This window comes from Nocardiopsis valliformis DSM 45023, from assembly GCF_000340985.1.
Classification (GTDB): domain Bacteria; phylum Actinomycetota; class Actinomycetes; order Streptosporangiales; family Streptosporangiaceae; genus Nocardiopsis; species Nocardiopsis exhalans.
The window spans coordinates 58,581-69,355 of the sequence record NZ_ANAZ01000033.1; the positions used below are offsets into that span (position 1 = coordinate 58,581).

9 protein-coding genes, 1 tRNA gene and 1 pseudogene are annotated in these 10,775 nt (G+C 66.9%); 4 read left to right on the forward strand and 7 right to left on the reverse strand.

Annotated elements, in window-relative coordinates:
- The first annotated feature begins 16 nt into the window (after window positions 1-16).
- Entirely contained in the window at window positions 17-982 is a 966-nt protein-coding gene (locus tag D457_RS0125585; RefSeq protein WP_017583531.1) for a quinone oxidoreductase family protein, read from the forward strand.
- Between the two features lie 131 nt (window positions 983-1,113).
- Here D457_RS0125585 and D457_RS0125590 read toward each other — a convergent pair whose 3' ends face one another.
- The 3 genes from D457_RS0125590 to D457_RS0125600 all read right to left on the reverse strand — a co-directional run bounded on the left by D457_RS0125590 (window position 1,114) and on the right by D457_RS0125600 (window position 5,816).
- Window positions 1,114-2,202, reverse strand: coding sequence for an SPFH domain-containing protein (locus tag D457_RS0125590; protein WP_026117026.1), 1,089 nt, complete (start codon window positions 2,200-2,202; stop codon window positions 1,114-1,116).
- Window positions 2,203-2,298: 96 nt separating this feature from the next.
- On the reverse strand, window positions 2,299-2,772 hold the full coding sequence (locus D457_RS0125595; protein ID WP_017583533.1) for an NfeD family protein: 474 nt from the start codon (window positions 2,770-2,772) through the stop codon (window positions 2,299-2,301).
- A 197-nt stretch (window positions 2,773-2,969) separates the two neighbouring features.
- Window positions 2,970-5,816, reverse strand: a complete 2,847-nt coding sequence (locus tag D457_RS0125600) for a penicillin acylase family protein (RefSeq protein WP_017583534.1) — start codon at window positions 5,814-5,816, stop codon at window positions 2,970-2,972.
- A 398-nt stretch (window positions 5,817-6,214) separates the two neighbouring features.
- Here D457_RS0125600 and D457_RS0125610 point away from each other — a divergent pair, with 398 nt between their 5' ends.
- Window positions 6,215-6,733, forward strand: coding sequence for a hypothetical protein (locus tag D457_RS0125610; RefSeq protein ID WP_017583536.1), 519 nt, complete (start codon window positions 6,215-6,217; stop codon window positions 6,731-6,733).
- 415 nt (window positions 6,734-7,148) lie between these two features.
- Here the strand turns inward: D457_RS0125610 and D457_RS0125615 are convergent, their stop codons facing one another.
- The gene (locus tag D457_RS0125615) at window positions 7,149-8,039 is read right to left on the reverse strand and encodes a cobalamin biosynthesis protein (RefSeq protein ID WP_017583537.1); all 891 of its coding nucleotides are present in this window, start codon (window positions 8,037-8,039) and stop codon (window positions 7,149-7,151) included.
- 478 nt (window positions 8,040-8,517) lie between these two features.
- Between D457_RS0125615 and D457_RS0125620 the strand changes: the two genes are divergently transcribed.
- A tRNA-Arg gene (locus D457_RS0125620) sits at window positions 8,518-8,593 on the forward strand.
- Between the two features lie 323 nt (window positions 8,594-8,916).
- Window positions 8,917-9,072 carry a hypothetical protein gene (locus D457_RS37300; RefSeq protein WP_239646221.1) on the forward strand — a complete coding sequence of 52 codons (156 nt, stop codon included), beginning with the start codon at window positions 8,917-8,919 and terminating at the stop codon, window positions 9,070-9,072.
- A gap of 121 nt (window positions 9,073-9,193) precedes the next feature.
- Here D457_RS37300 and D457_RS37845 read toward each other — a convergent pair.
- From D457_RS37845 to D457_RS35955, 3 genes and pseudogenes are all read right to left on the reverse strand, one after another.
- Window positions 9,194-9,526: pseudogene (locus D457_RS37845) on the reverse strand (transposase); the annotation flags it as partial.
- 171 nt (window positions 9,527-9,697) lie between these two features.
- Entirely contained in the window at window positions 9,698-10,231 is a 534-nt protein-coding gene (locus tag D457_RS35950) for an SMI1/KNR4 family protein (protein ID WP_152514365.1), read from the reverse strand.
- A gap of 72 nt (window positions 10,232-10,303) precedes the next feature.
- The coding region (locus D457_RS35955; protein ID WP_204367475.1) for a NucA/NucB deoxyribonuclease domain-containing protein at window positions 10,304-10,775 on the reverse strand (472 nt) is incomplete at its 5' end.

Consider the following 10,775-nt stretch of genomic DNA (forward strand, 5'->3'; position numbering starts at 1 on the left):
CCCAGCGAGGAGAAGCATGCGCGCGATCGTGATCGAGGAGTTCGGCGGCCCCGAGGTGCTGCGGCTGGGCGAGACCGAGGCACCCGTTCCCGGCCCGGGCGAGGTGCTCGTGAACGTCGGGGCCCGAGGCGTCAACTTCATCGACGTCTACCAGCGCAGCGGCGCCTACCAGGTGCCCCTCCCCTACATCCCCGGCATGGAGGCCGCCGGTGTGGTCGCCGCCCTGGGTGAGGGTGTGCGCGACTTCGAGGTGGGGCAGCGGGTGGCCTGGGCGATGTCTCCGGGCGGCTACGCGGACCAGGCGGTGGTCAGCTCTTCCCTGCTGCTGCCGGTACCCGACGCCGTCAGCACCGAGCAGGCGGCCGCGCTGCTGCTCCAGGGGATGACCGCCCACTACCTCACCCACTCGGTGCACCCGGTGGCCGAGGGCGAGACCGTGCTGGTGCACGCCGCCGCGGGCGGTACCGGGCTGCTCATCACCCAGCTGGCCAAGGCGCGCGGCGCCCGGGTGATCGGCACCGTCTCCACCGAGGCCAAGGAGCACACCGCCCGGGAGGCGGGCGCCGACGAGATCATCCGCTACACCGAGACCCCGGTGGCCCCGGCCGTGCGTGAGCTCACCGGGGGCGAGGGCGTGGCTGCGGTCTACGACGGGGTCGGCCGGGCCACCTTCGACGCCAGCCTGGAGTCGTTGCGCCCGCGCGGCGTGCTGGCGCTGTTCGGCCAGTCCAGCGGCGCGGTGGAGCCCGTGGATCCGCAGCGGCTCAACAGCGCGGGTTCGGTGTACCTGACCCGTCCCTCGCTCGCCCACTTCGTGGCCGACCGCGAGGAGCTCCTGGGCCGGGCGGGCGACCTGTTCGGGCTGGTGGAACAGGGCCGTATGGACGTGCGGATCGGCGGCCGCTACGAGCTCGGCGACGCCGGTCAGGCGCAGTCCGACCTGGCCTCGCGGGAGACCACCGGCAAGCTGCTGCTGGTCTGAGCCCCACCCGGAGTCCGCCGGTCTGGATACCCCGGTCTAGAGACCCCGGTTGAAGCCTGACGGCGGCGGTGACGGTCCCCCTTTTTCGCCGGGACCGCCACCGCCGCCGTTCCTCGTTCGTGCGTCGGGGATCAGTCGCTATCGCGGGGCTCGGGTGTCGACCCCATCCTGGCGCCGGCCCTGCGGACGTCGTCGCGCGCGTCGGCGACCGCGCGTTCGGCCGCCTGGGCCGCGTCCGCCGCCGCCTGAGCCGAGGCGGAGGCCTGTGCGGGGTCGGGTCCGGTGATCTGCGTCGGCCCCTCCGAAGGTTCCGCCTCGCCCTGCCGCTTGGTGGTGGAGGGCGCGCTCCGGGCTGCCTCGCCCGCGAAGGCGTGGCTCACGTTCTTGACCGCCTCGGTCAGCTCGCCCGGGATCACCCAGAAGGTGTTGCCGTCGCCCTCGGCCAGGCTCGGCAGGGTCTCCAAGTACTTGTAGGCGAGCAGCTTGGCGTCGGCGTTGTTGGCGTGCACCGCCTGGAAGACGCGTTCGATCGCCTTGGCCTCACCGTCGGCCCGAAGGATCGCCGCCTGCTGGTCACCCTGGGCCTCCAAGATGGCCTGCTGACGCGCACCTTCGGCCTTGAGAATGCGAGACTGTCGCTCACCCTCGGCGTGCAGGATGGCCGCGCGCTTGTCGCGGTCGGCCCGCATCTGCTTCTCCATCGCCTCCTTGATGGTGGGCGGCGGGTCGATCGCCTTGATCTCGACCCGGTTGATGCGGATGCCCCACTTGCCGGTGGTCTCGTCCAGGACCCCGCGCAGCCGGGTGTTGATCTCCTCGCGCGAGGTGAGGGTCTTCTCCAGGTCCATGGAACCGATGACGTTGCGCAGCGTGGTGACGGTGAGCTGGTCTATGGCCTGGATGTAGTTGGCGACCTCGTAGGCCGCCGCCTTGGGATGGGTGATCTGGTAGTACAGGACGGTGTCTATGTTGACCACGAGGTTGTCCTCGGTGATCACCGGCTGCGGGCGCGAGGTGAAGACCTGTTCGCGCAGGTCAAACTTGGTGTTGACCCGGTCCACTCCCGGGATGATGAAGTTCAGTCCCGGGTCGAAGGTGCGGATGTAGCGCCCGAAGCGCTCGATGTTGTACGCCCGCGCCTGCGGGACAATGCGGATCGCCGACAACGCGATGGCGACCAGGAGAACGGCGAAAATGATGAGCGGTATGGCAGATTCCATGTTCTGCACCTGTACCTAAGTCGAGGTCGTGGCTGTGATGCGGTTCCGTGTCGGGCTACGGATCGAGGTGGTGAAGGGGTCCGTTGCCGCTCGTGCTCAGTTCTGTTCGGGGCGGTTCTGTTCGGGTAGTTCGGGCAGCGCCTCACGCGGGTAGACCACGGCGGTGGCACCGTCGATCTCCATGACGTCCACATGCGCTCCCACCGGGATCACCAGATCCTCGTCGATGCAGCGTGCCGACCACTCCTCTCCCTGAAGCTTGACTCTTCCGTTGTCGGCGTCGACCTCCTGGAGGACGACACCGGAGCGGCCGACCAGGGCCGCCGTGCCGGAGCGTACGTCCGGGCCGCGCTTAAGTTGTCGGTCCATGATCGGTTTGACCAGGACGAGTCCGGCCGCGGCCGCGGCGGCGAAACCGATGATCTGCACGGCTACCGGGAATCCGATGGCGCCCAGGAGGCCGGCGATCAGTGCGGCCGTCGCGAGCAGGCCCAGGACGAAGGTCAGCGTGAAGAACTCCGCGACTCCGAGCCCGGCCGCGATGATGATCCAGATCAGCCAGACAGGCATTTTCCTGTGGCCCTCCCCGCTGTGGTTTCGGGTATCCCTAAAGCTACCCACACAAGCCTGCCAAACCACAAGATCCCCGTAACGGATGCACGATCGCGGCCCGCGGCGCCCCCGTTGCCGGGGCACCGCGGACCGCGTCCGTCACTGTCGGAGGTCTTGGCCTCCGGGGCCCGGGAGTCCCCTCCCGGTTCGCCCGGTCACCTTCCGCCGGAGAACTGGTAGACGACCTGGTAGGTGGGCCGGTTCTGCCAGGCGATCGGCCACATGCCGATACCGCCCACCGCCTGGTGGATCACCGTGTCCGCGCAGAGCTGGTTACCCGCCGAGCAGTGCTCGTCGCCGGGGTAGACGTCGCCCGCCGGGACCGCCGCCGCCTCCGCGAGGCTGTCCAGCAGGACCGTGCGGCAGGAGTCGACGTCACCCTCACCGCAGTAGACCTCGTCACCGAGCGTGCCCTCCACGTCCTGGCCCAAGACCGTGCGCAGGTCCTTGTGCACGTAGGACCACCAGCCGTACTGGAAGGCCGAACCCACGTGCCCGACACCCGACGGGGACTCGTCGACCGAGGCGGCGCGGGTCAGCTGCGTGTAGAGGTCCTCGCCCAGGCCGGGTTCGAACTGGGCCCGGACCAGCAGCGGCCACCAGGCGTCCAGCACGCGGATGGCGTCGGCGTGCTCGTAGTACCCGGCGTCGCGCTGGGGTTCACGGCGCAGGGAGCCGGACTCGGTCCAGGCGCGCAGGGCCTCGACCGTCTCGGCGAGTTCGGGGTCCTCGACGGCCTCGGTGTCGAGGACCTCCAGGAGCACGGGCAGAACCTGTTCGGCGCGCAGGTCGGCGACCCCGGCCTCCATCATCGTGGCGGTGAGCGAGGCGGGGGTGAACTGGTGCCCCTCTCCGATCAGCCCGGCCACCCTGGCGTCCAGCAGGTCGTTGCGGTGCACCGAGCCGGTGGACCAGCCCGAGGTGTAACCCTGGGCGGGCTTGTTGTTCCAGTTGACGATGTAGTCCGGGTTGATCTCCTGCGGGTGGTCCGACTGCGGGTGGTAGTCGGCCTCGTTGGTGGCCGGGTCCCAGCCGGACCAGCCGGAGCCGGAGTAGGCGTCGATGGGCAGGTTCGGGTTGGTGCCCTCGGTCCGGACCGGGTTGGCGCCGGAGTTGACGAAGGCGATGTCCTCGCTGTCCACGTAGTGCCAGTTGAACGCGTACCCGATGTCTCCCGCAGCCTCGGTGAAGGTCTCGGCGGAGGTGACCGCGTCCGGGTCGTTGAACTGCTGGAAGCCGAGGATGGAGTCGACCTCGCGCATGTAGGTGGACCGCAGCTCGGTGAAGGCCACCGGGGAGCCGTCCACGGTGGCGAAGGACCGCACCAGACCGAACTCGGACCGCAGGGAGGTCAGGGTGTAGCCCCCGGCCGGGGTGCCGTCGGCGACGGTGGGCTTCCAGTCGTTGCTGACGCTCAGCTCCTCGAAGTCCGTGCACTGCCCGGCGGTGTTGACGTAGGCGCGCGAGGAGGTGGAGGGGTCGGAGCCGTCGGTCTCGCACAGCTCCACCGCGAAGGTGTCGGTGATGTCCTGGCCCGCTGAGGTGGCGCTCCAGGCGTAGTCAACGCCGCGGCCCATCTGGACGTAGAAGCTCACCCCCGCGAAGGAGGCACCCCGGGCGCTGATCCCGGGCCCCTGGAGTTCCTGGAGCATGAGGAGCTGCGGGGAGAAGTAGCCGGTCTGGGGTCCCATGACGGCGACCGGGTTGCCGCTCTCGGTGTGGGCGCCCGAGACGAGCAGGGCGTTGGACATGCCGCGCGGGTCGAGGAAGCCCTCGGGCAGGACCCCGTCGTCGAAGATGCCCTCGACGGCGGACAGGTCGCCGTCCTCAACCATCTGCTCGAGTTCGGCCTGCTGCTCCTCGGGGAGTTCCTCGACGGTGGGCGCGTCGGGTCCGGGCGCGTCCTCGTCGGCCGAGGTTCCGGCGCGGGGTTCGGCCGTGGCGGCGGAGGCCGCGGATCCGTACTCGTCGTGGACGATGCTGTAGGGCTCGACCGAACCGGGGTCGGGTGCGACCTCGCCGACCGGGCTGTCCGGGGTCTGGGTGTAGGGGAACTCGCCGTCGACGCTGACCGAGGCCTCGGGGTCGTTCTCCATGCGCCAGGCGTGCCAGAGTTCCAGGCCCTCCTCCGCGCCGTAGCGGTCCTGGAAGTTGGCGAGCACGATGGCGGCCTGGACCTCGCCGCCGCCACCGCCACCGAAGATGCCGCCGACCATCGCGGCGATCCCGACCACGTCGGTGGGCGTGAAGTGCTCGATCTTTCCCCGGTTGGTAATGGCGTTCTTGTGGCCGGTCAGGACGTACTCGCCCGGGAAGTAGCGGCCGCGGTCGGCGGCGTCGATGTAGCTGTTGACGCCTTCCAGGTAGGCGTCGACGTCGGCGAGGGCCTGCTCGCCGCGTTCACCACTGTTCGCGACCCGGTCGACCTGGGCCTGCTTGTCCTCCTCGGTGTAGGGCGCGGTGCTCCACAGGTCCTGTTCGAGGCCGCGGTTGCCCACGGCTCCGCCCGCGAAGGAGGTGAGTTCACCGCGTCCAACCCGGCGCAGGACGTCCATGAGGAAGAGGCGGTCCTCGCCGGCGGCGTACCCGGCACCGAACATGGTGCCCTCGCGGGTGGTGCCCTCGATGTGCGGGATGCCGTGCTGACGGTCCCGGGTGATGGTGACGTCCGCGCGCGGTTTGTACCGGCGGTCGACGTTCCCCGCGTCCACGCCGAAGCTGGCGTCGATAAAGAAGTCGTCGAGGCCCTCGTCGGTGAGGCCGTCGTAGTGGTGCACGAGGTTGTCGTACATGTCGAGCTGGCTGGAGGAGTGCTTGGGCCGGGTACCGAAAGCCTGGTGGCCGAGGATCTCGATCAGGGTGGCGCTACCGTTCTGACCGGGCGGGAGGATGTCCAGGCAGCCCGCGGGCGCGCAGTAGTCCTCATAGGTGGGTTCGGCCATGGCGGGTGCGGCGGGCAGGGCGGCGACCGTGGACGCGACGACCGCGAGGGCCGCGCTCACGGCTCCGGTGCGGAGCCTGAGGCGGAGCGAGGGGGGTCGGGCAGAGACGGACCCGGGACGTGCGGATCCGGAGTGGTCGGGGCCGGGGGAGGGTGCTCGAAGGTTCGGGGGCATGTGCTGTCACCACCTGGGGGTGCGGGCGATGGAGGCGATGGATGTGCCGAATTTACTCACGGGTAAGGAAATCGCGAAAGACTTTCACGTTTACTGACCGAAGGTGGGTCGCGGTCCCCGAAATCCCGTGGTTTACAGTGACCCATGCCACACCAGGAGAAATTCGAACGCGCACCCCGTACTGACCTCGACACAGAGGGTTGGCTCTGGCCACATCCGGCCACGACCCGCTTCCCTTCGAGGGCGGGGCGTGATCAATCGATCTCTTTTGACACAATCACCCCATGAACCAGTACCCCGACCCCCCTCAGGGTGAGCCCTGGCAGCAGCCCGACGCTGGGAACCCCGGCTGGGACCTGCCTCCGGAACAGCACACCGGCGGCCAGATCGTGCCCTACGGCAACCCCACCGGCGGTTACCAGCCGCTCGGCGCGAGCGGCGTTCCAGACCACTCCGAGCCCACCCTCGACACCATCGGGGACATCGCGATCACACAGAACACCGTGATCACCCCGTCCGGCCGCTTCCCCATCAAGGGGACCGTGTGGACCATGTCCGACATGAGCCGAACAGAGCGGACCACCCCCACCTGGGCGATCATCGTCGCCATCCTCGTCTTCTGGTGGACCTGCCTCCTCGGTCTGCTCTTCCTCCTGGTCAAGGAGACCAAGACGACCGGGCACGTTCAGGTCACCGTCCAGGGCGGCGGCCACTACCACGCCACCCAAATCATGGTGAACAACCCGGCCTACGTGCACCACCTCAGCCAGCAGGTCAACTACGCACGCTCCCTCGCGGCCTGACCCCCGACCCTGGAGACAGCTCTACATCCGGCGCCCGGCGGGGTGCACCGTATTCCGCCGGGCTCCAGAGCGTCTTCTTGCCGGCAAATTCAACCGTCATCGGCAGTAACACCAGCCCCAGGACTGCCCCCGCAGCCGCTCTCGGATTCGCCCGACCAGCACCTGGCAGCCACCACACACCCCAGTAGCGGCCGCCCCTCCGGGGCAGCGCCCGGTCAATGTCCCCATGCCACCCAGGTCCCGTACGGTCACCCGGCTGACCGACAACACCACCAGGTCCGGAGTAGCCAACGGCCTCCACGGCCCCGCAGTGACTACTGCTCCCACCACCGTTAGAGGCGGCCCCGCCACCAGCAGGACCTCCGAAGAGACGTTTATCGACCGGAGCGACCCCCGAACCGTTCACCCCCACCGTTCACCGAAGCACTGCCGTCAGCAGCGCACCCAAGTTGACCGCGCGGGCGAGCCGGACCGCACGACGGATATCGGTGACCTCCACGGAGGGCCCCTCCCCCATCGACGGCCGGTGCTCCACCCGGTCCCCGTACGTGTTGGACCCGCCCAGGGTCCGGCCCAGTGCTCCCGCGAACGCGGCCTCGCACTGTCCGGCATTAGGACTCGGATGCGCGTGGCGGTCCCGCTGCCACACCCGCCAGGCCTGCTCCGGTCGGCCACCCACCACCGGCGCGGCCAGCACCGTCAACAGCGCGGTCAGCCTGGAGGGCGCCCACCCAGCCACGTCGTCCAGCCGAGCGGCGGCCTTCCCGAACCGTTCGTACCTGGCGTTGCGGTGCCCGACCATGGCGTCCAGCGTGTTCACCGCCCGAAAACCCACCAGTCCCCCGGTCCCGCACAGCGAACCCCACACCAGGGGACCCACCACCGCGTCCGAGGTGTTCTCCGCCACGGACTCCACCACGGCTCGGGCGAGACCAGCCTCGTCCAGTAGAGCGACTTCACGCCCGCAGAGCCCGCCCACCAGCTGGCGCGCCCGCTCCAACTCCCCCTGTTCCAGGGCGTGCGCGACCTTCTCGGCTTCCCGTCCGAGCATGCTGCCGCCCAGCACGGCCCAGGTCGCGGCCGCGACCAGCGCCGGGTGGCGCACCCGTGAACCTGCCAGGACGACCGGTAGCACTGCGGCGCCCGCGAACAGCGCACCGGCCGCCACCGAGTCCCGGTAGAGCCACCGCTCCAGGCGTCCGGCGGCAGCTCCGAAGAGCGCCACCGGGTGCCCCTTCTTCGGGTCAGGCACCGTCCTGTCCAGCCAGAACCCGGCCACCAGACCGACTCTCACACCCTTGGTCAACAGCGCCTCTTCTCATCGCCAAACCCCTGCAAACCTGCGTTTGCCACGCAATGTATTCGCCCATACACCTGGAGCATCTTAGAGTCGACCCAAGGAGGAGGCTCATGCTGTTCACGGTGGCATCACTGATGATCCTGGCAGGTCAATGGTGGGTCTTCTGACCCCCCTGGCCGCCCCAGGCCCGGGGCGGCTGACCAGAGGTTCACGAAACGCCAGCGGCACAGCAGCGCACCGGGGGTTAATCACGGGTAACGTGGGGCTCGACGCCCATAGCGACCGGTTTGGTGGAGCCCGAGTGGTAACGAGACGCAACTACGAATCACCGTAGTTGGTGATGCTTTGCCCTCCCTTGGGTGACATCTGACGAATACCCTAGAATGTCTCCCCAGGGGCACAAGCAGCACACCCCCGCGGCCCCACGCGCACGATCGGTCACAACTCGATCACGCACTGCCATATAGGGCCACAATTGAATCAGGCACCCGTAGCTCAGTGGATAGAGCATCGGACTTCTAATCCGACGGTCGCAGGTTCGAATCCTGCCGGGTGCGCCACAAAATCCCAGGTCAGATGGGGTGCGCGAGGACCTCGGAAGAGGTCCTCGCGGCGTTTGGGGGCCATGTGTGCTCCTCGTGTGCTCCCCAGTACAAGGTGAGTGCAGGTGGGGGTCGACCTCGCGGAGCACTTTGCCATTCTGTGACCCCTGTGGGTCGTACCGAGCCCGGCCCCGGGACGCCACGCGTCCACCCGCCAGCGCCCCACAGTCGCCCCTACAAGGGGCCGGGGACCCTCAGGGGGCGCCGCTCCGCCCTGTAGGCCGTATCCGGCCCTGAACCGGAAGCCCCTATCCTGGGGTTCGAGCGGCACCATCAGACCGTTGCACTACGCAAAGCGCTGGCTGACGCTCATCCTCCAGGCCAGCTCCGACTTGACCGCCAAGTGCGCGCTCGGAAAGTCCATCGCAGCGAACCAAGACTCGGACAGATACAGCTCCCAGTCGATGAGCACCCGCTGTCTGTTGGAGTTGGCGTAGGAGCAGAACACTCCGATCTGCCAGTTGGTGATCTTGCCCGCGGCCGGGGGGTACCTCCCGGCCGCGTAGCGGCTGGGAGAGACTGGCGTTGCACCCCGGCCGAGCGGAGGCCCCCTTTCTCGAACCCGGCCTCATCTACGACCCGTACCCATTCCAGACAGCCGAACCGTTCCGTGGTCTGGGTGCGCAGGGCGTCACGGACCCCATCGGCGTCCCGGCGGGAGTGGTTGAGCAGCCGCTGTATCCCGTCCGGTGTCGCATCGCCAGCGAACTCGGCCAGAGACCAGCCGTTCTTGCGTTCCAGGCCGCTGAGCAGGCCCAGCAGGTAGAAGCGGGCATGCAACCGGGGCTCTCTGCGACCGAAGTAAGAGGCCACGACATGGGAGAACAGGTCGTCGAACCCGTTCGCCCGGACGACTGGGCCGATCTCCCCTGCAGTGGGCGGCACGGCCACCGCCGATCATCTGGATCCAACACACCCACATAATCACAGCGGTGGTCGTCTCATGTCCGGGACTCGATCAGAACAAGATCTCCAAGTTTGGCTGCATTATTAAGCATGACCGTGGCTTTTGAGATGAGTTCTCACGAAGCAAATAAACTGAAACAGCCGAGAGAAATTCGGTCACCCATGCAATGTTTCATACAATTCATCATAGGAAGCCGGATCTATGTAAAGCTGACCCTGTTCGTTGACACCAAAAGCACCAGCCTCATAGCATTCGTTGAAAAATCTTACAGCCTGCCCCAGGCTAGAAAATTCGATTTCAGTCATCTCACCAACGAGCGATCCGGCAACTACCGGATCCTGGCCAGGACTCCAAAGAGCGGCGTACATGTCCCCTCCTCCCCCGCCAAGCAGAGGAATCCAACTGCCATCAAGAACTGGATCACCCTCATGATCGGATTTTACCTCCATCGCCTCTACAAGGGAGAGTGGATAATATCCTGGGATAATATTGATGTCATCCTGGCTCTGTCCGGCACGGCAGTCGACGCCGTCGCACCAAGCGAACCAGGTTTTCACATCATCTGGCACATCTGACCCTAGAAATTCAGACACGCGGGACTGATTGCTACCCGGAACGAGTTGACCAACCACTGGACGGCCCAGGAGAGACAACTTGCCCATCAGAACTTCAATTTCACTGGAAAGCATGAAACCCCCGATTTATTGGACTCGCACAAAATACTGACCGCCGCCCTGGATTCCATTACCCCTCAAGAAGGGCTATAACGAATCCCGTCCTTGCGCCACATTTTCCCGTCGCGATATGAGACGCAACGTGGCACCAGCGCCTACTTCATACGTAGAGGCAAATGGAAACTCCTCCCATGACAAGCCCTGCGCAAGGGCTCCCGGGCGAGGCTGACCTCTTTGCGCTGCATTCCGATTGGCTCGAATTGCAGAACGACCGGTCAATCTCGCAACAATTGGACTATGACCATTGGCGATAGCATTGGTGAAATTCTGCACACCGCCCGGGTAAGCCACAAAATCAATCTCGTGCACGGGGAGAGCTGTGGCATATCCCGAGGAGTTTACTGAGAAAACTCGATTGCAGTTGTGGTTGAGGAGATCCAGGTCCCGTGCCATCACATGGTAGGTGTGCATCCCCTGAACCGTCAGCTTGTGCACCGCCGCAGACCGGACAACCACCTCGACCGCGGAGATCTGCACCCACGTACCGGACGAGGTCTGC

Excerpts from the sequence above, each read along its gene's own strand:
- D457_RS0125595 (WP_017583533.1), bottom strand. The coding sequence starts at position 2,772 with ATGCCTGTCTGGCTGATCTGGATCATCATCGCGGCCGGGCTCGGAGTC.
- D457_RS0125610 (WP_017583536.1), top strand. The coding sequence starts at position 6,215 with ATGAACCAGTACCCCGACCCCCCTCAGGGTGAGCCCTGGCAGCAGCCC.
- D457_RS0125585 (WP_017583531.1), top strand. The coding sequence starts at position 17 with ATGCGCGCGATCGTGATCGAGGAGTTCGGCGGCCCCGAGGTGCTGCGG.
- D457_RS0125590 (WP_026117026.1), bottom strand. The coding sequence starts at position 2,202 with ATGGAATCTGCCATACCGCTCATCATTTTCGCCGTTCTCCTGGTCGCC.
- D457_RS35950 (WP_152514365.1), bottom strand. The coding sequence starts at position 10,231 with ATGCTTTCCAGTGAAATTGAAGTTCTGATGGGCAAGTTGTCTCTCCTG.